The sequence below is a fragment of the Janthinobacterium sp. GW821-FHT03C08 genome, assembly GCF_059420905.1.
Window position 1 is genome coordinate 265,799 of sequence record NZ_JBWKUP010000007.1, and the last position, 24,766, is coordinate 290,564.

Consider the following 24,766-nt stretch of genomic DNA (forward strand, 5'->3'; position numbering starts at 1 on the left):
GACCATGGCTATCGTTGTCGACCGTTCCAACCGCTGGCGCATCCTGGCGGCCCACGTCGCCGTCATCGCGCTGATCGCGCTGGTGATGTTTCCCTTCCTGATGATCCTGTCGATTTCATTGCGTCCAGGCAACTTTGCCTCGGGCAGCCTGATACCGCCCGAGATCAGCTTCGAACACTGGCGATTGGCGCTGGGCATGTCCTACCAGGCGCCCAACGGTGCCCTGGTCGAGCCGGACTTCCCCGTGCTGCTGTGGCTATGGAATTCCATCAAGGTGGCGACCATGAGCGCCAGCGTCACCGTGCTGCTGTCGACCACCTGCGCGTATGCGTTCGCGCGCATGCAGTTCCGCTTCAAGTCGCAGACGCTGTCCGCGCTGATGCTGCTGCAGATGTTCCCCGCCGTGCTGGCCCTGGTGGCCATCTACGCCATCTTCGACGTGCTGGGCAGCTACGTGCCATGGCTGGGCATCGACCACCACGGCAGCCTCGTGCTCGCCTACACGGGCGGCATCGCCCTGCATATCTGGACCATCAAGGGCTATTACCAGACCATCCCCATCGAGATCGAGGAAGCGGCCAAGGTCGATGGCGCCACGCAATGGCAAGCGTTTGTCTACGTGCTGCTGCCGATGACGGTGCCCATCCTGATGGTGGTGTTTTTGTTGTCGTTCATCGGCGCCATCATCGAATATCCGATCGCCTCCGTGCTGCTGCATGAACAGAACAACCTGACCCTGGCCGTCGGCTCCAAGCTGTTCCTGTACGAGCAAAAATACCTGTGGGGCGACTTCGCCGCGGCGGCCATTCTGTCCGGCCTGCCCATCACGGCCGTGTTCCTGCTGGCGCAGAAGTGGATGATCTCCGGCCTGACGGCTGGCGGCGTGAAGGGCTGACCATGCGACGCTCCCTGACCACGCTGGCCGCCCTGTTACTCAGCGCTTCGGCGCAGGCAGGGAGCTTCAGTTTCGCGGACAATCCCATCGTCTACTTTGCCGTGACGGACCGTTTCGCCAACGGCAATCCCGGCAACGACCACAGCTATGGCCGCGCCGCCGACCCGCAAGGCGGCGACGTGGGCAGCTTCCACGGCGGCGACATCGCCGGCATCACGCAGCAGCTCAAGGCCGGCTATTTCAAGGAGCTGGGCGTCAATGCCCTGTGGATCACGGCGCCGTACGAGCAGATCCACGGCTGGGTCGTGGGCGGCAAGCAGCAATTCCAGCATTACGCCTACCACGGCTACTGGGCGCTCGACTACACCACCATGGATGCCAACATGGGCACGCGCGAGGAACTGCGCGAGATGATCGACACGGCCCACGCGCAAGGCATCCGCGTGCTGTTCGATGTGGTGCTGAACCACCCCGGCTACGCGGACTTGCGCACCCTGGCCGAATACAAGGTGCCCGTGCTGTGGCCGGGCCACGACAAGGCCACCCTGCGCGACTATCACAGCTACATCGACTACAACAACTTTGATTTCGCACAATGGTGGGGCCCGGACTGGGTGCGCGCGGGCCTGCCCGGCTACCCCGACGGCGGCAAGGACGACTACACCATGCAGCTGGCGTATCTGCCCGACTTCCGCACGGAAAGCGCCAAGGCCGTGGGCTTGCCGCCGATTTTGCAGCGCAAGACGGACACGCGCGCCGTCGCCCTGCCCGATACGACCGTGCGCGGCTACCTGGTGCACTGGCTGGCCGACTGGGTGCGCGAATTCGGCGTCGACGGTTTCAGGGCCGACACCGTCAAGCACGTGGAACCGGCCAGCTGGCTGGCCCTGCGCGCGGCTGCAACGGACGCATTGAAGGACTGGAAGACGCGCCATCCCGAACAGAAAATCGACGACGCCCCGTTCTGGATGACGGGCGAAGCGTGGGGCCACGGGCCTGAACGCAGCAGCTGGCATGACGCGGGCTTCGACTCGATGATCAATTTCGACTTTCAAGGCCGCGCCGGCGGCGACTGGAAAAGCATCGATGGCGTCTACCGCCAGTACGCGGGCCTGCTAGGTAAAAGCCCCCGCTACGACATCCTGTCGTACATCTCCTCGCACGACACCAGCCTGTTCCCGCGCGATCAATTGAAGCATGGCTTGAGCGCCCTGCTGCTGGCGCCGGGCGGCGTGCAGCTGTTCTATGGCGATGAAAGCGCGCGCCAGCCTGGCGCGGCGCCCATCGGCGACGAACAGCAGGCGACGCGGTCAAGCATGAACTGGACATCCATGGATGCGGCGACGCTGGCGCATGCGCGCAAGCTGGGCCAGTTCCGCCTGCGCCACCCTGCCCTGGCGCGCGGCGAGCATCGCCTGATCGCTGAAAAACCGTATGCATTTTCCCGCGTGACGGATGGCGACGCTGTCATCGCCGTGCCAGAAGCGCAAGGCGCGCTCGAACTGCAGGTGCACGGCGTGTTCGCCGATGGCGCCCTGCTGCGCGACGCCTACACCAATCACCCTTACACCGTCAGCAATGGCGCCGTCGCGGTACACGCTGCCGGCACCGTCCTGCTGGAGAAAGCTGCACCATGAGTACCTATGACATTTTAGTGGTTGGCGGCGCCGGCATCGACACCATCGTGCGCGTCCCCGACCTGCAATTGCCGGTGGCCGATTCGCTGCACGTACCCCCCATCCGCGACTACGTGGCGCACACGGGCAATGGCGTGGCCCTCGGCTGCCACGCGCTGGGCCTGCGCTGCAAGTTCATCGACTTCATCGGCGACGATGCGCAAGGCGCGGCCATCCTGCAGCGTTACAAGGAGGCCAAACTCGATTTCTCGCACATCCTCGAGCCGTCCGGCACGCGGCGCAGCGTCAACCTGGTCGACCCGCAGGGGCGCCGGATGTCGCTGTACGACGGCCGCCACCCGGAAGACCTGCGCATGCCGTCCGCCTTTTATCTGCCCTACCTGGGGCCGGCGCGCCACGCGCACTTTTCCATCATGGGCTGGGTGGCCGACCTGTTTGACGATGCGCGCGTATGCGGCACCACCGTGTCGACGGATTTGCACGACTGGGACGGCATCAATCCCCACCACAAGGTCTTTGCCCTGCGCGCCGACCTGGTTTTCCTCAGCACGGCGGCACTGGGCGAGCGCACGGACCCCGTCATGCGCGCCATCGTGGAACAAGGCCGCGCGCACGCCGTGATCGCCATGGCAGGCGCGGATGGCGCCTACCTGCTGGAACGGGGCAGCAAGACTGTGCGCCACTTCCCCTGCGCGCAACTGGGCCTGCCCGTGGTGGACACGAATGGCGCGGGCGATTCCTTCGTCGCCGCCTTCCTGCACGCCTGGCTGGCTGGCGCGGGCATCGACGCCGCCATGCGCCGTGGCGCCATCGGCGGCGCGTTTGCCTGCGCCCAGCATGGAACGCATGAACGCTTCATCGGGCGCGAAGAGCTGCATGACTTATATCAAGACAGCACTAGCTTATGACTTAAAATTCTATCAAGCGTGATAACTTGGTAACGGGTGCGTGGCACAATGGCTGCGGATGTCAAACGCTACACCATCGCAGACCGAGAACCGGAGACCACATGAGAATCGAAACCCTGGCCGTGCACGCCGGCTACACCCCCGACCCGACCACCAAGGCCGCCGCCGTCCCCATCTACCAGACGGTGGCTTACGCCTTCGACAATGCCCAGCATGGCGCCGACCTGTTCGACCTCAAGGTGGCCGGCAATATCTACACGCGCATCATGAACCCCACGCAGGACGTGCTGGAAAAGCGGGTCGCGGCGCTGGAAGGCGGCGTGGCCGCGCTGGCCGTCGCCTCGGGCATGGCAGCGATCACCTACGCGATCCAGACGATCGCGGAAGCGGGCGACAATTTCATCTCCGCCAGCCAGTTGTATGGCGGCACCTACAACCTGTTTGCCCACACCCTGCCGCAGATCGGCATCGAAGTGCGCTTCGCCGACGCGCGCCAGCCCGAGACCTTCGCCGCCCTGATCGATGCGCGCACCAAGGCCATCTTCTGCGAATCGATCGGCAACCCGCTGGGCAATGTGACGGACGTGGCGAAACTGGCCGAGATCGCGCACGCGCATGGCATCCCGCTGATCGTCGATAATACGGTACCGAGCCCCTATCTGTTCCGCCCCATCGAGCATGGCGCCGACATCGTCGTCCATTCGCTGACCAAATACCTGGGCGGCCACGGCACCACCGTGGGCGGCGCCATCGTCGACAGCGGCAAGTTCCCGTGGGCAGAACACAAGGAACGCTTCAAGCGCCTGAACGAACCGGACGTGTCCTACCACGGCGTCGTCTACACGGAAGCATTCGGCCCCGCCGCCTTCATCGGCCGCGCGCGCGTCGTCCCGCTGCGCAATATGGGCGCCGCCATTTCGCCATTGAGCGCCTTCCAGCTGATCCAGGGTATCGAGACGCTGGCCCTGCGCATGGACCGCATCTGCGACAATACGCTGGCCCTGGCCAAACACCTGAAAAACCATCCGAAAGTCGCCTGGGTCAATTACGCGGGCCTGGAAGACCACCCTGATTACGCGCTGGTCAAAAAATACATGGGTGGCCGCGCCTCGGGCATTTTGTCCTTCGGCCTGAAGCTGGCCGCAGGCGAAGATCCGCGCGCGGCCGGCGCCCGCGTGCTCGACGCCCTGCAGCTGTTTACGCGCCTGGTCAACATCGGCGACGCCAAGTCGCTGGCCACCCACCCGGCGTCCACCACGCACCGCCAGCTCAATCCCGAAGAACTGGCCAAGGCGGGCGTGTCGGAAGACATGCTGCGCCTGTCCGTGGGCATCGAGCATATCGACGACTTGCGCGAAGACCTGGAACAGGCTCTCAACGCCGCTTAAATGCCAGCGCTGGCGCTGACGCTGACGCCGTAGCGCGATGCCGGCTTGCCGCGCATCGCGCCTGCGAACAGGGCCAGGCGCGCCGCGTCAAAGCGCTCCCACAGTTCCTGCTCTTCCACGGAAGGCAGGGTCACCAATTCTCCCTGGTCCAGGCCCGCCAGCGCCGCATCGACGCAGTCTTCCGCCCGCATGATGGTGGCCTGGTCCAGCTGCGCCAGCGGCACGCCGCTCAACTCCCAGATTTCCGTCGCCGTCGACGCGGGCAGCACCAGCTGCACCCGGATGCCCGTGCCGGCCAGTTCCTGCTGCAAGCCCCGCGTGAAATTCATCACATAGCCCTTGGTGGCGCTGTAGATCGTGCTGACGGGCAGGATATGGAAGGACAGCACGGAACCGATGTTGACGATGGTGCCGCTGTTGCGCTGCTTGAACTGCGGCAGCACTGCGTAGCTCAGCTCGGCCAGCGCCGTGACGTTGACCTTGTCCATCGCGGCGATGCCCTCGCGGGGCGCATCCACCACGGCCCCCAGGGTCGAGGCGCCCGCGTTATTCACCAGCATGGTGATGGCGGCGTTCGACGACAGTTCGCCGGCCACGCGCCGCAGATCATCCGCGTCGGCCAGGTCGGCCGCCATGGCGCGCACGGCCACGCCATATTTTTCCGCCAGCGACTTGGCCAGCACATCCAGGCGCTCGCCCCGGCGCGCCACCAGGATCAAGTCGAAGCCGCGCGCGGCCAGGCGGTCTGCGTAGACGGCGCCCAGACCGGAAGAAGCGCCGGTGACGAGGGCCGTGCCCTGCGTAGTGTTTGTGCTCATGATGGTTCCTTTAAGGTTTTCAAATTGAAAATGCATGGATAGCAAGCATGATGCTCATCATGCTTTGACACGACATTAAACATGACGATCATCATGATTAATGTCGCAAGCATGACGCACGTCATGTATGATGTCAACAGAAATTAATTGATGACCCGGAACACGCCATGCGATACCCAGCAGCCGAGACGGCAGAAAAACACCAGCGCATCCTGCAGGAAGCGGCGCGCCTGTTCCGCGAACAGGGCTTTGACGGCGTCAGCGTGGGACAGATCATGCAGGCGACGGGGCTCACGCACGGCCCCTTCTACAACCACTTCGCATCGAAGGAAGCGCTGATGGCGGCAAGCACCCTGCACGGCTCGGAACACTCGCGCGCGGCGCTCGATGCGGCAACCACCAGCCCGGAAGCCATGCGCCAGTATGTGCGCGATTATGTGAGCGCGGCCCACCGCGATGCGCCGGGCAACGGTTGTTTGCTGGCGGCGCTGGCCGGCGACGCGCGCAAGCAGCCGGCCGTGCGCCCCGCCTTTGGCATCCACCTGCAAGCCATCATCGGCAAGCTGGCGGCGCATTTCCCGTGGCGGAAAAAACGCAATCCCCGTCAGGACGCCATCGTCATGCTGTCGGCCATGGTGGGCGCCGTGGCGCTGGCGCGCGCCGTCGATGATGGCGCATTGTCGGACGAGATCCTGGCGGCGGTACAGGCCGCGTATGCGCCTACCCCAGCACCTGCGCCACCTGCCTGACCCTCTCGTCCACGGAACCAGAGACATCGACAAAGGCGATCCCCCGCCGCGCCAGCTCCGCCTGGTACCACGCATGCTGGCGCAGCCGGAAGCTGTCGTCGCGGCGCGTGCCATCCTGGATGAAGGGAAAATCGGGCGCGCACAGCACGACCAGGTCGTAACCATGGCCGGCCAGGTCCAGCAGTGCCGCTTCGGCCCGGCCAAACATCTCGATGCAGTAAAAGTACGTCGTCAGGGGCGAGGTATCGCAAAACAGCCAGCGGCGCGCCTGTCCGGCAGCGGCGGCTTCGCGCCGCAGCTGCTCCCTGCCGATCTTGAGCAAATCGTCATAGGCCAGCACGCCATCCTGGCTTTCCCACAGTTCGCGGCCATACTCGGCCACCCAGGTCGTGTCGAAATGCCGTGCCAGCGCTTGCGCCAGGGTCGTCTTGCCGCTCGACTCGCCACCGAGCACGCACACGCGCGTCACAAAATCGGCGCGCACGACAGGCGATAACAACGCAGCGTGCGCATGCGGGTCCTGCCGCACCAGCGTGCCAGACACGGAGACGCGCGTCCTGGCCTGGTCCACGCTGACATGCGCCACGGCGCCGAGCGCGTAGTGCTGCTGCAGCACCCGGGCAAAGCCGGGGCCGTAGTCCTCGCTGGTAAACACGGCATCGACGGGCAAGTCCAGCACCGTCCAGCACAGCCAGCCCATGAAGTGGCGATGCAGCTCGCCATCGTCGTCGTTGTGCGGCAAGGTCCGCGCCGGCACGCCGCGCGCCGCGCACAGGGCAGCCAGGCGCGCATCGTCCAGCACCACGACATGCGCCTGCGGAAATTGCGCGCGCAGCCAGCCTTCCCGGCGCGCCGGCTCCAACCCGGGAAATTCAGGTTTCGTGTAGCTGACCACCAGCAGTTCCCCGCAAGCGTCCGTGGCGCGCCGTATCAATAGTTCATGGCCCAGGTGCAGCGGGCAGAATTTGCCCACCACGAGGCCCCGTTTATAAGTGCTCATACTGCCGCTTCCCGCAAATCCGAGGTGTATTGAATGATCTTGTCTTCCACCAGCAAGGTCTCGACGGCGATGGCGCCGAAAAACGGCGCGAGCAAGGCGCGCGCCCGGCCTGCCTGCGGCATGGCGTTCGGCGCCAGGCGCAGCGCGATGCTGCCATCGCCATGCTGGTGCACGCCAAACACGGCGATGGCCAAAGGCTTCAGGGCGTGCGTGATGTCGATATTATTGATCCACTCGCCCTGCGCCGTGCGGTAACGCAGCGGGCTGCGGCCCGCCAGCCCCACTAGCACGGGACCATGCGGGCCATGCGCCAGCGACGCGTAGTCGCCCGTGCGGTAGCGCACGAGGGGCAGGCAAAAGTTAAAACCGCCCGTCACCGTGATTTCGCCGCGCGCGCCCTCTGGAACGGGCCGGCCGTCCGCGTCGAGGATTTCCACGTACAGCCGGTGCTGCAGCAGCACATGGCCGCCCGCCCGCTCGTCGTACACGGCGACCGGCCCCACCTCATTGAGCGAATAGATATCGAGCACGGGGCAGCCGAAACGCTGTTCCAGGCGCGCGCGCATGCCGGGCAACAGCATCATCGAGACGGACAGCAGCGCGGCCGGCTTGTGCGTCATCGGCAGGGTCAACAGCTCGGCAAACGATATGGGGTCGCCCGCGATCAGCTCGGGCGCCATGGCGTCCAGGTAGCGCGCGCGGTCGTCCGGGTGGCGCCAGTCGTCCGTATGCAGGTTGATCTTCGCCAGGCCCGATTCCCCCATCGTGGGCGTGACGGAGACATAGGTGAAGCAGCGGCGCTGGTGACCCAGCAGCATCACACCCACCTGCCCCGCGCCATGGCGCAGGGTCACGCCGAAGCGCGCCAGCGCGCGCTTGTGGAAAGCCAGGTAGCGCCCCGCCACCAGCGGGTGCGAGGCGATCAGCAGCGGATGGCCCGTGGTGCCCGTCGTCTGGAAATTGATCATGCGCGCCAGGTCCGCGTCGTCGGGCACGAAGGCGGCGATGTCGTGCGCCAGCTCGGCGCGGCTGATGGGCTGCACGTCCTGCAAGCGCGCCGGCGGTGAACCGCAGGCGCGGTAATGCGGCACCGTGGCATACGTCGCCTTGAGGAACCCCGGCAGCCAGGCTGGCGGCGCAGCGGTGCTCCAGCCGATATCCGCCTGCATGACTTCCTGCTCGTAGGCGCGCAAGGCCGCCACTTCCGCCGCCTGCAGCTTGTTGCCGCTGCGGTTGCGGTAGCGGGGGGCCGCGGGATGGCTGCGCAGTGTTTCCAGCATGCGCGCGCCCGCTGGCGTCAGGGTGGGACAGTAATCGCGGTCCGATTCCCACGCGCCGTCCGGCAGATTGACGTCAGGTTTGCCTGCGAGCGTCATTCGCGCGACCACTTGTCGGCCGATTCCTCGGCCGCCTTCTTCGCCAGCGCTTCGCGGATTTCCCGCGCGCGCTGCTCGGCCAGGCGGCTCGCTTCGAGCAGGCGGCGACGTTCCGTGCCGCTGATGGCCGACAGCCTGTCCGTCGCCTGCGCCACGCTTTCCTCCGCAGGACGAAAACCCAGGCGCGCCAGCACGATGCGCGCCAGCTCCTCGCGCCGCTCGGGGTCTTGCGTGAACTGGTGCGCCGGCGTGACGGCGGCCAGTTCGCGCGCCGCCTCTCCCAGCACCTGCAGCAGATCCTGCTGCGCCAGCCGCCGGCCGATGAACCACGCGTCGGCCAGCAGCCAGCACGCGATCATGGCCAGCGCCAGGCGGTTGCGGTCCGCCTTCACCTGCGCGCCGATAAATCCCTGCAGGGAAGAAGCCGGCGCGCGGGCGCCATGCAGCAGCAGGATATCGTTGACCAGCGCCGCCACGGACACGGCCTGCGCGTTGGCAATGCCGGCGATGCGCGGTTCGGCGAGGAATTCGACGGGCGTGTCGGCCAGGCGGTGGGTTAATATTTCGAGGTGGGGACCGATTTGCATCATGATGTCATTACCTCAACCCAACGGCAAATGCTGGGGTCAGACCCGCCGGGTCTGACCCCGGAATTTTGCTGCGCATATTCATCTTATTTAACTCTTCACATAATGCCTGCGGCTGAACGCCCGCGCAAAGTCCAGCAAGTCCTCGTAGCGCTCGACGGCGTGGATATCCCAGCCCTGCTCGCGGCGCGCGCGTTTCAGGTCGTCGTAGATCTGCTGCAGCCAGGTCTGCTGCAGCCACGTGTGGCTGGCCGCGCCTTCCCAGTCGCGCGCCAGGTTCAGGGCCATGGTGCCGCCCGCGCCGCCCTGGGCCAGCGCCTTCGCCGATATATCCCAGCCGCTGTTGCCCAGTTCATCCTTGTCGAACATGGTGGTGATGCCGTCGTCGGAAATCATCAGGATGTGCGCGGGCCGTTCGCGCCTGGCCGCATAGGTCTTGCGCAGACAATGGATGGGGAAACAGGTACCGCCGCCAAAGAACTCCGTCAGCACGCCGAGGATCAGGTCTTCATCGCGCACGAAGCCGGGCGTTTGCATCACCTCGTTCTTGCCGCTCCACAGGGTCACCTGCACTTTCGCGCCGGCGCGCAGGGCCGACAAGGCGATGACGGCGCCGGCCAGGGTCAGGAAGGAAGTGTGCGCCTGCGGGTTCGGCATGGAGCCGGAGCTGTCCACGTACATGTCCAGGTCGACGGGCACGGCGTCGATGGCGCGCGCCGGTTCGCGGCCATAGACCCTGCGCACGGTGCTCACGCCCGGCACGGGACGCGGCGACTGCAGCACCGATTGCAGCCAGTCGATGTCTTCCAGCGGGTCGCCGATTTCCCATGGCTCCAGCCCTTCCATCTGCGGTTCCTGCGACTCGGGAGCCGGGCGGCGGGGAAACGCCACCAGGTGCGGCAAGGCCCGCTCGCGGTAGTAGCGGATGGCGATTTCATGGTCGCTCAAGTCCACGCCCGACGCCTTCAAGATATCGCCCAGTTCGAACGGTTCGCGCAGCTGGCCGCCGCCCGGCCGGGCCGGCGCCTCGGCCTGCGGCTCATCGCCATCGAGGCCCGAGATGCGCTTGTCGTGAACGGGGTGGATGGCGCCGCCCTCCTCGTCATCCTCGATCTGCTGCGCGCCATACGTCTGGCAGCCACGGGCAGCGTCGCGCGTGTCCTGCAGATAGCGGCTCGGGTCCAGGGCGTCCGTATCGTCCACCAGATAGGGCAGCAGCAAGGTGGCGAAGCGGCCCGCCGCCAGCATCCAGTCGTTGGCATACACGCGAATGAGCCGAGCGCCCAGCCAGGCATCCGTATCCAGCCGCTCATCGGCCTGCCCTCCTCCCAGGTCGCCCTTCTGCAACTGCCACAGGTTTTCATAGATGCGCATGTACAGGGTCCACACGCCGCCGCTGGCCTTGGCCTTGCCATCCTCCGCCGCCTCCCGCCCCTGCTGCAGCTTGCGGTAGATGTCGGCCATGCGCAGGTTCGCCTGGCGCTGCAGGCGGTCGTTGATGAACAGGTCCGTGTACAGGTTGGCCACCATGGGCGCGTGCTGCTCCAGGGTGGGCAAGGCGCGGCGCATGCGCGCCAGCAGGCGGAACTGGTCACTGGCGCTGCCCGGCGCGAGGATGTGGTGCCCGATTTCATGGGCGAGGATTTCCAGCGCATAGTCGTCCAGGCCCAGTTCCGTCACCAGCGGCAAGTCGACCACCACACTCTGGTCCAGCAGGCGGATCATGGCGAAGCTGCCGGACAAACCCTGCTCGCCGGCTTCGACGCGGCTGGCGCACAGGCTGGGATCGCGCAGCCGCGTAAACTTGCTCCACACGGCAAGGGCTTCGGGCCAGGCGGCGCGCCAGGCGTCGATCAGCGCGGTGTCGGCATCGTTCTTCATGCGAGCGGCAGCAGCCGGATGGCATGCGTCCACGGTGACGTGACGGCGACCGTATGCGCATTGGCGGCGATGGCAATGTCGCCTGGCGGCAGGTCGAGCGCAATGCTGCGCGCGCCGACGTGCAAGGCCGCCCCGTCGAGGCGCACGGACGCCGGCGCGCCCGTTTGCGCATGATCAAACTCCTGCGCCGTGGCGCCATGCAGCACGGCGCCATAGGCGTCCGCCACCAGCAGATAATGGCGCTCCCCGCTGCGCACGGCAAAACCGTCCGGCGTGGCGCGCACCTGCGGCGGCGTGCCAAAGTCGCCGCCAAGGCCAGTGAAGCTGCCGAATTCGCGGCCATCGGCATTGCCGCGCCAGGGGTTGGCCAGCAACTGCGCGCGGACTTGCGGCCACTGCGCGCCCGGCTCGCCAAAGGCGGCCAGCGCCAGCGCTTGTGGCAAGGTGTCGGCGGCGGCCAGCGCGCCCTGGCGGAAATGTGCCACGCCGGCACGCCAGGCCAGCACCTGGCCCACGGCGCGCAGCTGCGCCACGGTCGCGACCTGCGGCGCCAGGGCGGCCAGCTCGCGCTGCCACTGCGCGGGCCGCGCGCCCGCCACGGCGCCAAGGTGGATGGCCGCGTTGCTGAGCATGCCCAGCACCTCGACAGGCGCCGCCGCCAGCAGCGAAGAAAACTGTGGCGCCAGCTCCCGCCAGACGGTATTTAAGAAGGGATTTTTCGCGGCCGGTCCCGCCAGGCCATGGCCGACGAGTTCCAGCGCCATGTCGTAGGCGGCCAGGGTGACGCCGCCCGCGCGCTCGGGCGCAGCGGCGGCCATGGCCGCCACCAGCGGATCGACGCCGTCGCGCAAAAAGGCGCCGAAGGCGACCATGTCCAGCGCGGGAAAGCGCCGGCGCGCTTCTGCTGCGCGGGCATTGAACTGGGCGCGGCCGCTGGCCAGGATGGCCGCAAAGGCAGGAGAAATCATTGTTCCTCCTCAATCGCTGTGCGAAAAATGCAGCAGATAGCGCTCGTTCCCGGATTCGAACGCGATCTCGTCCCAGTGGATCGCATACCAGACACCGGGCGGCAAGGCCATCGTCACCGCGTGCGTAGTGAATCCGGCCAGCGACATGTCCAGCGCTTCGAGGAAGACGTTGACGAGGCAGGCGCGAAAACGCTCCGGCGGCGCCGCCCGCATGTGCTCCGACGAGAAGAACCAGCGCTGGCATATCTGCTCCAGCTGCGCGCGCCCGCACGGCGCCACCGTGATCTGCCACAGGGGGGCCGGCAAGTCACGCGCCGGGGCACTCATATGCAAGGCGTCATCCTCCACGCGCATGCCCAGCGCCGTGGCCAGGTCGGGCGCGTCGGGAAGGCGCTGCAGTTCGTAGCTCGCGCACAGGTCGCTGGCCTCGCTGTTCAACCTGGCCAGCGCATCGAGAAAGCCCCGACAGTGATCGATATTCAGCGCGTCATTCATTGCGAACGCAGCCAGCTGCGGTAATTCGTATAGCGCTGATGCAGATACTTCAATTTCAGCAGGTCGTCGTACAGGGGGCCGTACAGCTTGCGCCCCTTCGTGCGATCGCCGATCAGCTTTTCGATGCGGTTCAGGCGCGCCAGGGTTTCGCGCTCGCTGACGCCGTCGAGGCCCAGGTCGAATTCGGCGGACAGCACGCCCACGGGATCGTCGCGGTCCAGGTCCAGGCGGTTGAATTCATCGTTGGACAAGTCGAACAGGCGGCGCAGCCAGCCCAGCCTGTCGCTGCGGTAGGCTGCATTTTCCGGCAGCGCGAAGAATGGCGCGTCCGGGTCCGGCTGCAGCTTGTTATGCAGCACAAACGGCAGCACCTGGCGCAAGTCATCCAGCGCCACTTCGCCATTGCCGCGAAAATATGCCATGGCCTTGGCGTAGATCAGGAGCGCCATCAAGGTGCGCACGGAGATGCCGTTCAAGGTCTGGCAACCGAGGTCCTTCAGGCGGTCGCGCCCATTGTCGGCCGCCTGCGCGGCGCCCCGGTCGGCGCCCGCCAGGCGGGCCGTATCCTTGGTCATGTATTCGAACTGGCCGCCCGCCGTCTCGAACAGCTCGAACTGGCTGGCGAAAAATTCCAGGCGGCGGCGCACGGCCTCGGGCACCACGACCTGGCGGATATCGTTGCCGATCTGGTCCACTTCCCCTTCCGTGAAGATGATATCGGGCGGCACCAGCTCTTCGGGACGCACGTTTTCTTCCACGCGCAGCAGCAGCTCATTCAAGAAGCGGGGGTTGAAGGCCAGCGCCTGCACCGTCACGTCGACCCGGTCGCGCAGCGCCTCGATCACCTGGTAGGTGCCGCCGCCCTGGTCGTCGTTGGCCGTCAGATACCAGGCCGCTTCCGGGCATTCGTAAATGTGGTTCAGCACTTCCGCGTAATTGTCGCCCATGACGGTGAGCAGCGCGCTTTGCGTGCGCGTGGGGATGCGGTTGTATTCATCGACGATCTTCACGCGCATGCCCAGCCACGCGCGCCAGGCGATGCGGATGTCGTCCATGCTTTGCGCGTTGACCAGGTCCGCCGGCAGCGGGTTGCCCAGCAAGTCGGCCACCGTCATCTGCGGATGGCCATGCTGCATGGCGCGTTTCACTTCTTTCACCGTCGAACCGGCCAGCACGCCCATCAGCAAGGCGCTGGCCGTCTTGCCCCGCCCCGGCCCGCCGACGAACAGGCATTTGCGGCGCGTGGCAAACGTCAGCAGGGGCAGCAAAATGAAGCTGGAATAGCTTTGCGCCGACGGCAGGTTCAGCGTACGGCGGCTGTCGCCCACGGAATACGTCTGCGATGGGCCGTCGTTGTACTCGATATCGTAATGGGGGCTGATGATGGCGTGGTTGACGATCCAGAAATACGCCTGGCGCAGCTTTTCATCGAAAGGCCGCGCTTGCGCCTCGCCTTCCGCGCCCAGCGCGATGGGCCCCTGGTACAAATCCGCCACGTCGAACTGCCGCGCGGCGGGCGCGGCCTTGGGCTTGGTGGGGGCTTGGGACAGGCGCTGGAACAAATTGAATGCAGACATATTTGCTTAACGCCTGTCAAAACCTACTGCGCGTCGGTATTTGCGGCCGGCGATGCTCACTGACTCGGCGTCCCCGTACCTTCGTACAGTTGCACTTCTCGAGCCAACGGGGGCGCCGAGCCTTCCTTCCGCTCGCTACGGTTTTGTCAGGCGTTGTTATTTAATGTGGAAATGAAATTATTGCATATCAAGTGCCTTCGGCCTTGTTCAAATCGACAACGGTTTCGTCCACCTTGCGCCAGCGCCACCAGCCCAGCGCCACGCAGGCCAGCAGCAAGGCCAGCAAGCCCGCCACTTCATGGCGGATTTCATGCAGCGAGGCGCCCATCTGGTTGAGCGCGACAAAGCCCTGGATGCCGGCCGTGGACGGCAGCAGCCAGCGCAGCCATTGCAGCACGATGGGCATGGACGACACGGGCCACGTCAGGCCCGCGAGGAACAGCACGGGCATCGAGGTGGCGATCATCAGCTGCGTGCCCCGCTCGCGCGTGCGGAAGAGCATGCCCAGCAGCATGCCGAACGCCGCCTCGCACAGCGAGAACAGCACCAGCAGCAAGAGCATGCCGCCGAAATTGCCGCCACGGGGGTAATCCTGGAACCAGAAGACGAAGCCGAAGAAATAGCAGCAATTCAGGAAGGCCACGGAAGCAAACGCCAGCAGCATGCCCAGGTAGCCACCGGCCGTGCGCTTGCCTGCAAAAGGGAAACTCTTGCGCTGGTACCAGGTACCGAACAGCATGGTCATGCCAATCAGCAAGGTCTGCTGGACGATCAGTGTCGCCACGCCGGGCACGACGTAGGCGCCATAGCCTTCGCGCACGTTAAACAGGGGCACGGCGTCGAAGGCGATGGGCGAGCGCTGCTCGTTGGCCTGGACCGTCGATGGCGTGCCCGCCCCCAGGCGTTTGATCTCGATGCCGGCCGACACCGTGCCCACCACTTCGGCCAGGCCATTCAAGGCCACCTTGTTCAGCATCAAATACAAGCCATTGCCCGCCACTTGCGCGTGGGCGGCGCGCCCGGCCAGCACGTCCGTCTGCAAGCCGTCGGGAATGATCAAGACGCCCATGACCTTGTCGCGCCACAATAAATCCTGTGCGACGGGCAAGTCCGGCGTGACGGCAATCACCTGCAGCGAGGGATGGGCCATGGCAAAGCGCGTCAGCTGGCGCGACATGGCGCTGCGGTCCTGGTCGACGATGGCCACGGGCACGCGCTGGACGATTTCCGTCGAATACGGCAAGGGATAGAAGAACGAGTAAATGATGCCGCCGATAAACAGCAAGGTCAGCGCGCCCTTGTCCGTCAGCATGGCGCGCCACGTGGCGCGGAAGGCGGCCCACATCATGTGCGCCCCCAGGCAGCCGGGGCGTTGGCGCGGCGCGCCAGCAGGAACAGGCCCAAGGCGCCGCAACCGATGGCGATACCGGCCAGTATCAGCATTTCCTGCACGCCATAGCGCCACGGCGCGCCGGCCAGCCAGTATTTCGTTTGCAGCTGCAGGTAATGTGTGAGCGGCAAGGCTTCCGCCCACGCGCGCGCCAGCGGCGGCATGGACAGCAAAGGAAAGGCTTGGCCCGCGAAGGCGAAGGCCGGCGCCGTAATGAACGCGGCGCCGGACAGGGCCAGGCGCATGGACAGGGTGGCGGCGATCAGCAAGGTAGCCAGGCCGCAATAGGCCAGGACCAGCAGCAGCATGCTCAGCAGGAGCGCCGGCAGGCTGCCCGCCACGGCCCAGCCCCGCGCCAGGCTGAAAAACAGCAGGTACAGCAGCGCCAGCGCACAGTAGGCGACGAGGGGAAACAGCAGCTTGGCGCCCACGGCGCGCAGCCAGCTGCCATGGGCCGAGGCCAGCCAATGCGGCACCGTGCCGTCGCGCAATTCGCGCCCGATGCTCGTGACGATGGCGACGACGATGAAAATCTGCAACATGGACGGCATCAAGGCCAGCGTGAGGAAGGCTTCATAGCTGATGTTTTCGTTATATAAACTGTTCAGGGTGGTGCGTATCGGTTCGAACTGGGCCGCCGCCTGCAGGGGCGCCATGCCCTTCTTGACCCGGGCCGTCATCTCGATGCCGGCCGACAAGGTCGTACTGACCGTGCGCACGTCGCGCAGCAAGGCGCCCGCGTGCGAGGAAAACTGCGCGTTGTACAGCCATTGCACGGTGGCTTGGCGGCCGCCCAGCAATTTCTTCTCAAAATCACCGGGGATCACCAGGTAGCCGAAGGCCGTGCGCTCGCGCAAGCGATGCAGGGCTTCGTCGCTGGAGGCCACCTTCGCCGCCACCGCGATGCCGGGCGAGGCGTCGAGCCAGCGCGTGAGCTGGCGCGACAGGGTGGAATTATCGTTATCGATGACGACGATGGGCAAGTCGCGTGCGATGCCGGCGGAAAACACCAGCCACAGGATGCCGCACAGCACGACCGGAATCCAGCTGAGCATACCGAAGTCCCAGAAGTCGCCGCGCAGCCGCGCCCACTCGCGCGCCAGCGCCGAACCCTGCCCTTTATCCGCTTCGCTCATCGGCTATCAGAGCGGCGGAAAGACGACCGACATGCCCGGGCGCAAGCCGTCGACCTTGATGGCAGGCCGCAGGCGGATTTCAAACGTGCGCAAGTCCGTGCCGCCCGGACGGGCCGCGCGCCACGTGGCGAAGTCGGGCAGCACGGCCACGGAACTGACCTTGAAGCTCAGCTGCTGCTTCAAGGCCGGCACATTTGCCGTATGCGTGCTGCCCATGGAAAACGCGCCCATTTCATCCTCGCGTACCTGCAGCACGGCCCAGGCGTCATCGAGGTTCACCATGGTAATGACGGGGAAGCCTTGCGGCGCCAGTTCGCCCGGCTGGATCTGGATCTTGCTGACCTGGCCCGCCACCGGCGCGGCGATCTTCGTTTCGGCCAGGGCGATCTGCGCTTCGGTCAGCACGGCGCCCACCTGGCGCGCCTGGGCGGCGGCGGCCGTCTTGTCTTCCGGACGGGCGCCCTTTTGCGCCATGTCATATTGCGCGCGGGCCGCCTGCGCCAGCTGCTCGGCGGCGCGCCACTGGGCTTGCGCTTCGTCGCGCTTCTGCTGGGCGATCACACCCTGCTCATACATATTGTTGACGCGGGTATAGGTGGTCCTGGCGATGTTCGCCCCCGTCTGCGCCCGTTCCCAGTTGGCTTTCGCGGCGGCAACTTCCTCGGGACGCGCCCCCGCTTCCGCCTTCTTCGCCACGGCATCGGCCGCCTGCGTGGCCGCCGTCGCCTGCGCGATCTTCGCCTGCACTTCCGGACTCGTCAGCTGGAACAGCAGCTGGCCCTTGGCCACGTTCTGGCCCAGCTTGACGTACAGCTCGCCCACCCGGCCCGGCACTTTTGACGAAACATTGACTTCCTGCGCATCCATCTGTCCCTGCAAGGGCAGGCGCTGCGGCTGGAACGCCTGGTACAAGCCCCAGCCCACGAAGCCCAGGACGAGGATGGCGGCGACTATGGCCAATGGTTTTTTGGAGGTGCTCATTATTTGGTGTCCACAGGTAATTGGATATCGGCCGCTGCCGCCAGGCTGCCCAGGCGCTGCGTTTCGCCCGTCGCTTCCAGCAGTTGCGCCAGTCCCATCACATAGTTATAGGCCGTCTGCGCGCGCTGGGTCTCGACCTTGGCCAGGTTCAGGCGCGCATCGACCACTTCCAGCGACGTCACTTGCCCTTGCTGGAAGGCCACCGTCTGCAAACGGATATTTTCGCGCGCCAGCTCCACCGACGAGGCCGTGGACAGGTACTGGATGCGGGCGTTTTCCAGCGCGCGCCAGTTCTTTTCGATCAGGGTAGGAATGTCGCGCTCGGCCTGGCGCGCCACCACTTCCACGCGCTCCTGGTCCAGCTTGGCGGCGGCGATCATCTTGCCCGTGTTGATGCGGTGCACGAGGGGCACGGCCACGACGAGGCCGATGGCCCAGTTCGAGCGCACGAGTTTTTCGCTGCCGCGGTTCAAGTTGTAGTTCCCGACGGCAAACACCGTGGGCGTGTATTCCTTGCCGTGCAGCTTCAGGGCCTGTTCGGCCTGCGCGCGCTTGCTGTCGATCTTTTTCCAGTTCGCATTTTCGCGCATGCCCGTGCTGATGAACGACTGCAAGGTGCCGACGGGCAAGCTGTTGACGAACAATGGCGTGCTGGGGCGCACTTGCGTATTGACGGCGAGCAAACGATCGAGTGCCACCTGGGCGATTTCCTCGTCGCTGCGCGCCTGCGCCTCGTCGCTGCGGGCGCCGTCGAGCGCCACGTCGGCGCGCAGGCGCTCGGCGCGCGAAATCAGGCCGCCCTTTTCCAGCCTGGCCGCGTCGCGCTGGTGCTCCGTCACGCCGGCCGTCACTTCGGCCCGCACGGCGACGACGCGCTTGGCCAGCAGCAGCTGGAAATAGCGCTGCGCCACCAGGGTGGTCAGCTGCTCTTCCGCTTCCACGCGCTCCGCCTGCGCCGCCTGGGTCAGGCTGGACGCGAGTCCCTTGACGGCGTCCAGGCGGCCGCCCGTGTAGATGGGCCACATGCCCAGCAAACCGAACGAGGTCAGGTCCGTCACCACTTCGCGGCTGAGGGAATTGGGAATCTGTGGCTTGGGCAAGCCGGGAATGGGCGGCAGCACGGATTCGATGCCGCCCACCACGCCGGACAGGCCGCTCGTATCGATATTCAAGTCCGTCGACAGGCGGCCGCGGAACGCCGTCAAGTCCACAGAGGGGCCGTCGATGTTCGACAGCGCCTCGGCCTTTAATGTTTTCGCGCGCACGTCGAGCACGGCGCCCTGCACGGCACCCGAGGCAGAAGCGGCTTGCTGCAGCGCCTCGTTGAAACTCAAAGGCGCGCCGGCCGGCACTTGCGCCAGCGCCGGCAACGCGATACCCAGCGCGCCAGCCAATAATAAATGTCCTTGCAATCTGCCCATGTAGCGTCCAGTCAATGAATGAGGGGAAAGCACGGGGTTGCCATGTTTATACTTTCACAATAGCAATTATATCCACGGATGTCCATTCCAGCCTGCACTGTTGGTTACGCAAGCTGACAAACAAAAACGGGCGCCGCTTGCGGGGCGCCCGTTACCGTCGATCAATGCGTAAAAAGCTTATTTTTTCGCTTTCTTGGCACCCTTGCCGCCTTTTTCCTTTTCAAACACGGCGAAGAATTCCGACGCCATGCCACGGATGGCGCGGCCGATGTTGGCGTAGTCGTATTCGTTCAGGTTGGCGAGGGACACCCGGCCCGACGGGTGCGTAGTGCCGAAACCGCGGCCCGGCAGCAGGATGACGCCCGTTTCCTCGGCCAGGCGGAACAGCGCTTCGTTCGGCTTGAGTTTTTTCAGCAGCCACTGCGAGAATTCCTCGCCATGCATTTGCGCGGCCAGCGATTCCATGTCGAGCAGATGGTAGTAGCGCACGGAGTTGGCGTCGTGCACCATCGGCAAGCCCAGTTCGCGGTACAGCGCCTGCTTGCGGCGCAGCACGATATGTTTCATCGATTGCTTGTACTTTTGCTCCTCGTCCATCAGCGAGAACAGCGAGAACAGGGTCATCTGCGCCTGCACGGGCGTGGACAGGCCAGCCGTGTGGTTCAGCGCCACGGTGCGGCTGTCGGCCACCAGGCGGTCGATGAATTTGAGCTTGCGCGGCTCCGTCGTGATGGAATGGTAGCGCGCGTCGAGCTGCTTCTTGACGGTTTCCGGCAGCTTGGCGATTTTTTCGTCGAGGATATTGTTCTCGTGCGTGGCCACCACGCCCATGCGCCAGCCCGTCGCGCCGAAGTATTTCGAGAACGAATACACGAGGATGGTGTTGTACGGGCAGATGGCGAACAGGGAGACGAAATTGTCGGCAAACGTGCCGTACACGTCATCCGTCAAAATGATCAGGTCCGGGCGCTTCTTGATGATCTTGGCGATGTATTCCAGGGTCTCGTCATCGATCTTGACGGACGGTGGATTGCTGGGGTTGACGAGGAAGAAGGCCTTGACTTTCGGGTCGAGCAGCTTGTCCAGCTCTTTCTTTGTGAATTGCCAATTGTTCGATTGCGGCGCATCAATGTGTACGGTGTTCAGCTTGTAGTCGTTCAGCTGGGGAATTTCGATATAGGGCGTGAAGATCGGCATGCCCAGGGCGATGGTGTCGCCTTCCTGGATGATGTGGTTCGATTTCAGGCTGGCGAACAGGTACGTCATGGCCGCCGTGCCGCCCTCGACCGCGTACATGTCGAAATTGCCGACGAAGGGGTGCTCGCCCACCATTTCGCGGTGAATATACTGGCCGACGATTTTCTCGGACAGGCGCAGCATGCGGTCCGGCACGGGATAGTTACAGCCGAGGATGGCTTCGCACATCTCGTAGATGAAGTCGCCTGCGCTCAGGCCCAGCTGGTCGCGCACGTAGGACACGGCCGCCTCGATGAAATGCACGCCCGGCGTGCCGTCGTTCTTGCGCACGAAGATTTCAAAACGCGCCTCGATGCCGTCGCGCGTGGGGAAGCCGCCCACGCCTTCCATGTACACATAGGAACGTTCCGCCTCCGTCATGGCGAACTGGCCGAACTGGAAGAAGCCGTGGCGTGGCGTCGTCGCCAGGAAATTCGGATTGCCGCGGCCCGCGTTGAGCATCAGGCGGTTGCTTTGCTTGGCCGTCTGGATCAGCGCATCCTTGAGTTCGAATGGGCTCAACAGGGCGAGTTTGCTTGGGTTACTGAAATCCATTTTTGCTACTCCTTATTAGACAAGTGAGGAGGCCCCGTGCGGGCGGCCTGGATAGTACAGATACTCGCTGACTCAGACAAAGGCCACGACGAGCGGGCCCAGCAAGGTCAGGAAAACGTTGGCCAGTGCATAGGTGATGGCAAATGGCACGGTGGGAATCGAGTTTTGCGCCGCGTTCAGCACTTCGCCGAAGGCGGGATTGGCGCTGCGCGAGCCGGACAATGCACCGGCAAACACGGCAACGTTGTCATAGCGCAAGACGTAGCGGCCGATCAGCATGGTCAATATCATCGGCAGGATGGTGACGACGACGCCCACGCCGAACAGGGTCAGGCCATGCTGGCGCACCGTTTCCACGGCTTGCAGGCCGGACGTGAGGCCGACGACGGCGACGAAGCCGGCCAGGCCCAGATCCTTGAGGATCTGCACTGCGCCGCTGGGCATGTAGCCGAAGGTCTGGCGCTTGGCGCGGAACCAGCCGAAAACCAGGCCCGACAGCAGCACGCCGCCGCCGCTGCCCAGGGTCAGCGGAATCGAGCCGATGCGCGCCACCAGCAAGCCCACCAGCAGCCCGACGACGAGACCGGCGCCCATGTAGACGAAGTCCGTCTTGGCGCTTGGCACGATCATGTAGCCCACTTCGGCCGCCACGCGCTTGACGTCCTGCTCGGCGCCATAGATGGTCACCACGTCGCCCGTCTGCACGACGGTTTCCGACTGCATGGGCAGGATCTTGCCCATGCGGCTCAGCTGCACGACGAAGATGCCGTGACGCACGCCCGGCGCCGTCGCGTTGCGGATCTCGCCCACCGTCTTGTTGTGATAGATCTTGTTGGTCAGCACCATGTCGCGGCGCTGCATCACCAGTTCCATGCCTTCGACGGCATGCAGTTCCTTGCCCAGTTGGGAAGACACGCTGAGCATGGCTTCGCGGCGGCCCACCAGCAGCACGATGTCATCGGCCGCCAGCACCAGGTCGGGGCTGACGTCGATGACCTGGCCGTTGCGCTTCACGCGCTCGATGGTGATGGCCGTGTTCGGATTGGCGCTTTCGATTTCCGTCACGGAACGGCCGGCGCCCGGGCCCACTTCATAGATGCGGCCGATGAGGTCGGGCGCGGCCGGCGTCTGGCCAGGTCCCAGCACCTGCACGCCTGCCTGCAACGCCGTTTCCGCCTTGATCGCGTCTTCGCGGATGGTGCGCCCCATGAGCTTGGGCAAGATGTTGACGCAGACGATGATGGCGCCGAACGAGCCGAACACATAGGTCACGGCATAGCCGACGGCCACGTTGCCCTGCAGGCGCGCCACTTCGTCCGCCGCCAGGCCCAGCTTGGCGATGGCGTCGCCCGCCGTGCCGATGATGGCCGACTGCGTCAAGCCACCCGCCGCCACGCCGGCCGCCAGGCCCTTGTCCAGGTCGAAGATCTTGGCCATGATGACCACGGTCAGCAGCGCCGTCACGGCCAGCACCACGGCCAGGATGATTTCGCGCACGGACTGACGGCCCAGGGAATTGAAGAACTGCGGCCCGCTTTCATAGCCGACGGCGTAGATGAACAGGGCGAACAGCACCGATTTGACGCCAGGATCGATGGCAACGCCCACCTGGCTGACGAGCACCGCCACCAGGAGTGAACCGGCGACGCCGCCCAGCTGGAAGGAGCCGAACTTGATCTTGCCGATGTAGTAGCCCACTGCCAGGGAGAGAAACAGGGCAATTTCAGGCGACTTCTTGAATAACTCGTGCAACCATTCCATGCTGACCGCCTTTCGTTTTGAAGGAATTCTTTACTGCGACGACAACTCTTTACTGCTGTCCCATGCGCCAGCCCCCGCCTCAGGCGTGCACGGAGCCGGCCAGGGCCACGATGAGCGGCCCCAGCAGGGGCAGCACGACGTTCGAGATGGCATACGTGATCGTGTAGCCCAGCAAGGGCGTGGAATTGCCGGCCGCGTTCTGCACGGCGGACAGGGCCGGCGTACTGCATTGCTGGCCGGCAATGGCCCCCAGCAGCACGGGCGCTTCCAGTTTCAGGAAAAAGTGCCCCACGCACAGCGAAATCGTGGCGGGAACGGCGGCGATCAGCACGCCCATCAGGGGCAGCGACAGGCCGTACTGGCGGATCAGGTCGATCGCCTGCGGCCCCGACGCCAGGCCCACGCAGGCGATGAAGGTGGCCAGGCCGATATCCTTCATCATGTCCAGCGCGCTCGGGTGGATGCCCGGCATGCCCGGTTTTCTCGCCTGGTACCAGCCGAACACGAGGCCCGTCAGCAAGGCGCCGCCGCCCGTGCCCAGCGAAAAGGGAATGCCGCCCAGCTTGGCACTGAAGCCGCCGATGTACACGCCCAGCACGATGCCGATGCTGGCATACACGATATTGCTGCGGTCGCCCGTGGGCACGCGCTTGCCGATGGCGGCCAGCGCCGTGTTCAATTCCCGCCCTTCCGTCGTGCCGTACAGGCGCAGCACGTCGTCGCGCTGCATGGCCAGGTCGGGCAGCGGTGGCATGCTGTGTTCGCCACGGATGACGGCCGCCACGTGCACGCCGGCGGGCAAGGCCAGCTGGCGCAGCGGCTGGCCCACGAGCGACGCTTGCTGCAGCACCACTTCGACGGCGGAGACGGCCATGTTCAGGCCCGTCGTATCGGCAAATTCGTCGCCGAGGATGGATTCGGCCGCCACCAGCGCGGGGCGGTGGCCGATCACCAGCACCTCGTCGTTGGCGCGCAGGCGCAGCGCCGGTTCCAAAGGCAACACCTTGCCATGGCGGCGCACGCGCGTGATGCTGGCGCGGCCCGCGAAAATAGTTTGCAGCGAGTCGAGGCGCCGCCCCGCGCCGCGGCTGATGCGGTAGGCGCGGCCCACCATTTCCGGCGTCGCCGGCAAGTCGTCGGCGCCCGCCTGCGCGCCGCCCATCTGCGCCCACAGCTTGTCCGCTTCCTCGCGCAGGTTGACGCGCAGCAAGAGCGGGAAGATCTGGCTGGTGATGATGACGATGGTGATGAGGCCGAAGATATACGTGATCGAATACGCGGTGACGACGTTGGCTTGCAGCTCGGCGATGCGCGCCACGGGCAGGGCCAGCTTGGAAATGGCGTCCGTGGCCGTGCCGACGACGGCAGACTCGGTCGCCGCGCCCGCCATCATGCCGGCCGCCGTGCCCTGGTCCAGTCCCATGAGGCGCGTGGCCAGCAAGACCAGCGCCAGCACGGCCACCACTTCGATCAGGCAGAGTATGCCCAGGCGCAAGCCCTTGGCATTCAGGTTGGCAAAGAACTGGGGGCCGCCCGCATAGCCGAGGGCAAAGATGAAGAGCATGAAGAAGACGTTCTTCACGCTGGCGTCGAGCGTGATGCCCACCTGGCCGATCAGCAGCGCGGCGATCAGGGTGCCGCACACGCCGCCCAGCTGGATGGGTCCGAAGCGTATCTGCCCCACCGCGTAGCCCAGCGCCAGCGCCAGAAACAAGGCCAGTTCCGGAACCTGGTGCAATACCGACGCGATCGAATCGAGCATGGGCAAACCTTCGAAAAAGAGACCGATGGTTACGGAAATCCGGGCGTTCTCAGGCTGGCAGAGGCTTGCTGTTGAACGGGCGTACACAGTCCCGCGCCACACCGGCCCTGGGGGCCGTGCTGGGGAAAAGTTGTTATCAGGAATGATGTTCGGTGAAAATTTTATAAGTGTCAACAGGTGTTCTGTTGAACTCGTCTTGCGTTTCATCAAACAAGCTGCGCACGATTGAATGACTTGTTTGACAC

Annotated in this window: 20 protein-coding genes; 5 read left to right on the forward strand and 15 right to left on the reverse strand. The window is 65.1% G+C overall.

The features are described from left to right. The first annotated feature begins 4 nt into the window (after positions 1–4). From malG to AC07VL_RS12200, 4 genes are all read left to right on the forward strand, one after another. Entirely contained in the window at positions 5–895 is an 891-nt protein-coding gene (gene malG, locus AC07VL_RS12185; protein WP_494806072.1) for a maltose ABC transporter permease MalG, read from the forward strand. Between the two features lie 2 nt (positions 896–897). Further along, entirely contained in the window at positions 898–2,532 is a 1,635-nt protein-coding gene (locus AC07VL_RS12190) for an alpha-amylase family glycosyl hydrolase (RefSeq protein ID WP_494806073.1), read from the forward strand. Next, on the forward strand, positions 2,529–3,440 hold the full coding sequence (locus tag AC07VL_RS12195) for a carbohydrate kinase family protein (protein ID WP_494806074.1): 912 nt from the start codon (positions 2,529–2,531) through the stop codon (positions 3,438–3,440). Before AC07VL_RS12190 ends, AC07VL_RS12195 begins: the two co-directional genes overlap by 4 nt. 101 nt (positions 3,441–3,541) lie before the next feature. Continuing rightward, entirely contained in the window at positions 3,542–4,828 is a 1,287-nt protein-coding gene (locus AC07VL_RS12200; RefSeq protein WP_494806075.1) for an O-acetylhomoserine aminocarboxypropyltransferase/cysteine synthase family protein, read from the forward strand. On the opposite strand, the gene AC07VL_RS12205 is transcribed toward AC07VL_RS12200, so the two are convergent. Next, the gene (locus AC07VL_RS12205; protein WP_494806076.1) at positions 4,825–5,646 is read right to left on the reverse strand and encodes an SDR family NAD(P)-dependent oxidoreductase; all 822 of its coding nucleotides are present in this window, start codon (positions 5,644–5,646) and stop codon (positions 4,825–4,827) included. The genes AC07VL_RS12200 and AC07VL_RS12205 overlap by 4 nt on opposite strands. A gap of 167 nt (positions 5,647–5,813) precedes the next feature. Between AC07VL_RS12205 and AC07VL_RS12210 the strand changes: the two genes are divergently transcribed. After that, entirely contained in the window at positions 5,814–6,395 is a 582-nt protein-coding gene (locus AC07VL_RS12210) for a TetR/AcrR family transcriptional regulator (RefSeq protein ID WP_494806077.1), read from the forward strand. Here AC07VL_RS12210 and AC07VL_RS12215 read toward each other — a convergent pair. From AC07VL_RS12215 to aspT (AC07VL_RS12280), 14 genes are all read right to left on the reverse strand, one after another. Next, positions 6,367–7,395, reverse strand: coding sequence for an AAA family ATPase (locus tag AC07VL_RS12215; RefSeq protein WP_494806078.1), 1,029 nt, complete (start codon positions 7,393–7,395; stop codon positions 6,367–6,369). The two genes, AC07VL_RS12210 and AC07VL_RS12215, sit on opposite strands and share 29 nt — an antisense overlap. Next, positions 7,392–8,771, reverse strand: coding sequence for an acyl-CoA synthetase family protein (locus AC07VL_RS12220; protein WP_494806079.1), 1,380 nt, complete (start codon positions 8,769–8,771; stop codon positions 7,392–7,394). The genes AC07VL_RS12215 and AC07VL_RS12220 overlap by 4 nt, the downstream gene beginning before the upstream one ends. Continuing rightward, a complete protein-coding gene (locus AC07VL_RS12225; RefSeq protein ID WP_494806080.1) occupies positions 8,768–9,361 on the reverse strand; it encodes a hypothetical protein in 594 nt (197 codons plus the stop codon). Before AC07VL_RS12225 ends, AC07VL_RS12220 begins: the two co-directional genes overlap by 4 nt. Before the next feature lie 87 nt (positions 9,362–9,448). After that, positions 9,449–11,239: a VWA domain-containing protein gene (locus AC07VL_RS12230; protein WP_494806081.1), complete on the reverse strand. Its 1,791-nt coding sequence runs from the start codon at positions 11,237–11,239 to the stop codon at positions 9,449–9,451. Then, positions 11,236–12,207 (reverse strand): hypothetical protein, encoded by a 972-nt coding sequence (locus AC07VL_RS12235; protein WP_494806082.1) that lies wholly within the window; start codon positions 12,205–12,207, stop codon positions 11,236–11,238. The genes AC07VL_RS12230 and AC07VL_RS12235 overlap by 4 nt, the downstream gene beginning before the upstream one ends. 9 nt (positions 12,208–12,216) lie before the next feature. After that, positions 12,217–12,702 carry a hypothetical protein gene (locus AC07VL_RS12240; RefSeq protein ID WP_494806083.1) on the reverse strand — a complete coding sequence of 162 codons (486 nt, stop codon included), beginning with the start codon at positions 12,700–12,702 and terminating at the stop codon, positions 12,217–12,219. Next, positions 12,699–14,279 (reverse strand): AAA family ATPase, encoded by a 1,581-nt coding sequence (locus tag AC07VL_RS12245; RefSeq protein WP_494806084.1) that lies wholly within the window; start codon positions 14,277–14,279, stop codon positions 12,699–12,701. The genes AC07VL_RS12240 and AC07VL_RS12245 overlap by 4 nt, the downstream gene beginning before the upstream one ends. Positions 14,280–14,466: 187 nt before the next feature. Next, on the reverse strand, positions 14,467–15,627 hold the full coding sequence (locus tag AC07VL_RS12250) for an ABC transporter permease (RefSeq protein WP_494806085.1): 1,161 nt from the start codon (positions 15,625–15,627) through the stop codon (positions 14,467–14,469). After that, positions 15,624–16,805, reverse strand: a complete 1,182-nt coding sequence (locus AC07VL_RS12255) for an ABC transporter permease (protein WP_494806086.1) — start codon at positions 16,803–16,805, stop codon at positions 15,624–15,626. The genes AC07VL_RS12250 and AC07VL_RS12255 overlap by 4 nt, the downstream gene beginning before the upstream one ends. A gap of 6 nt (positions 16,806–16,811) precedes the next feature. Then, positions 16,812–17,786 carry an HlyD family secretion protein gene (locus AC07VL_RS12260; protein ID WP_494806087.1) on the reverse strand — a complete coding sequence of 325 codons (975 nt, stop codon included), beginning with the start codon at positions 17,784–17,786 and terminating at the stop codon, positions 16,812–16,814. Beyond that, entirely contained in the window at positions 17,786–19,207 is a 1,422-nt protein-coding gene (locus AC07VL_RS12265; RefSeq protein ID WP_494806088.1) for a TolC family protein, read from the reverse strand. The genes AC07VL_RS12260 and AC07VL_RS12265 overlap by 1 nt, the downstream gene beginning before the upstream one ends. Positions 19,208–19,384: 177 nt before the next feature. Further along, the gene (locus AC07VL_RS12270) at positions 19,385–20,998 is read right to left on the reverse strand and encodes a bifunctional aspartate transaminase/aspartate 4-decarboxylase (RefSeq protein WP_494806089.1); all 1,614 of its coding nucleotides are present in this window, start codon (positions 20,996–20,998) and stop codon (positions 19,385–19,387) included. Between the two features lie 72 nt (positions 20,999–21,070). Beyond that, positions 21,071–22,759 (reverse strand): aspartate-alanine antiporter, encoded by a 1,689-nt coding sequence (gene aspT / locus AC07VL_RS12275; protein WP_494806090.1) that lies wholly within the window; start codon positions 22,757–22,759, stop codon positions 21,071–21,073. A 79-nt stretch (positions 22,760–22,838) separates the two neighbouring features. Next, positions 22,839–24,521: an aspartate-alanine antiporter gene (gene aspT, locus AC07VL_RS12280; protein ID WP_494806091.1), complete on the reverse strand. Its 1,683-nt coding sequence runs from the start codon at positions 24,519–24,521 to the stop codon at positions 22,839–22,841. Between the last annotated feature and the right edge of the window lie 245 nt (positions 24,522–24,766).

What these genes read in the sequence shown, in the direction of transcription:
- malG (WP_494806072.1), top strand. Translation starts at nt 5, where the DNA reads ATGGCTATCGTTGTCGACCGTTCCAACCGCTGGCGCATCCTGGCGGCC.
- AC07VL_RS12190 (WP_494806073.1), top strand. Translation starts at nt 898, where the DNA reads ATGCGACGCTCCCTGACCACGCTGGCCGCCCTGTTACTCAGCGCTTCG.
- AC07VL_RS12195 (WP_494806074.1), top strand. Translation starts at nt 2,529, where the DNA reads ATGAGTACCTATGACATTTTAGTGGTTGGCGGCGCCGGCATCGACACC.
- AC07VL_RS12200 (WP_494806075.1), top strand. Translation starts at nt 3,542, where the DNA reads ATGAGAATCGAAACCCTGGCCGTGCACGCCGGCTACACCCCCGACCCG.
- AC07VL_RS12205 (WP_494806076.1), bottom strand. Translation starts at nt 5,646, where the DNA reads ATGAGCACAAACACTACGCAGGGCACGGCCCTCGTCACCGGCGCTTCT.
- AC07VL_RS12210 (WP_494806077.1), top strand. Translation starts at nt 5,814, where the DNA reads ATGCGATACCCAGCAGCCGAGACGGCAGAAAAACACCAGCGCATCCTG.
- AC07VL_RS12215 (WP_494806078.1), bottom strand. Translation starts at nt 7,395, where the DNA reads ATGAGCACTTATAAACGGGGCCTCGTGGTGGGCAAATTCTGCCCGCTG.
- AC07VL_RS12220 (WP_494806079.1), bottom strand. Translation starts at nt 8,771, where the DNA reads ATGACGCTCGCAGGCAAACCTGACGTCAATCTGCCGGACGGCGCGTGG.
- AC07VL_RS12225 (WP_494806080.1), bottom strand. Translation starts at nt 9,361, where the DNA reads ATGATGCAAATCGGTCCCCACCTCGAAATATTAACCCACCGCCTGGCC.
- AC07VL_RS12230 (WP_494806081.1), bottom strand. Translation starts at nt 11,239, where the DNA reads ATGAAGAACGATGCCGACACCGCGCTGATCGACGCCTGGCGCGCCGCC.
- AC07VL_RS12235 (WP_494806082.1), bottom strand. Translation starts at nt 12,207, where the DNA reads ATGATTTCTCCTGCCTTTGCGGCCATCCTGGCCAGCGGCCGCGCCCAG.
- AC07VL_RS12240 (WP_494806083.1), bottom strand. Translation starts at nt 12,702, where the DNA reads ATGAATGACGCGCTGAATATCGATCACTGTCGGGGCTTTCTCGATGCG.
- AC07VL_RS12245 (WP_494806084.1), bottom strand. Translation starts at nt 14,279, where the DNA reads ATGTCTGCATTCAATTTGTTCCAGCGCCTGTCCCAAGCCCCCACCAAG.
- AC07VL_RS12250 (WP_494806085.1), bottom strand. Translation starts at nt 15,627, where the DNA reads ATGATGTGGGCCGCCTTCCGCGCCACGTGGCGCGCCATGCTGACGGAC.
- AC07VL_RS12255 (WP_494806086.1), bottom strand. Translation starts at nt 16,805, where the DNA reads ATGAGCGAAGCGGATAAAGGGCAGGGTTCGGCGCTGGCGCGCGAGTGG.
- AC07VL_RS12260 (WP_494806087.1), bottom strand. Translation starts at nt 17,786, where the DNA reads ATGAGCACCTCCAAAAAACCATTGGCCATAGTCGCCGCCATCCTCGTC.
- AC07VL_RS12265 (WP_494806088.1), bottom strand. Translation starts at nt 19,207, where the DNA reads ATGGGCAGATTGCAAGGACATTTATTATTGGCTGGCGCGCTGGGTATC.
- AC07VL_RS12270 (WP_494806089.1), bottom strand. Translation starts at nt 20,998, where the DNA reads ATGGATTTCAGTAACCCAAGCAAACTCGCCCTGTTGAGCCCATTCGAA.
- aspT (WP_494806090.1), bottom strand. Translation starts at nt 22,759, where the DNA reads ATGGAATGGTTGCACGAGTTATTCAAGAAGTCGCCTGAAATTGCCCTG.
- aspT (WP_494806091.1), bottom strand. Translation starts at nt 24,521, where the DNA reads ATGCTCGATTCGATCGCGTCGGTATTGCACCAGGTTCCGGAACTGGCC.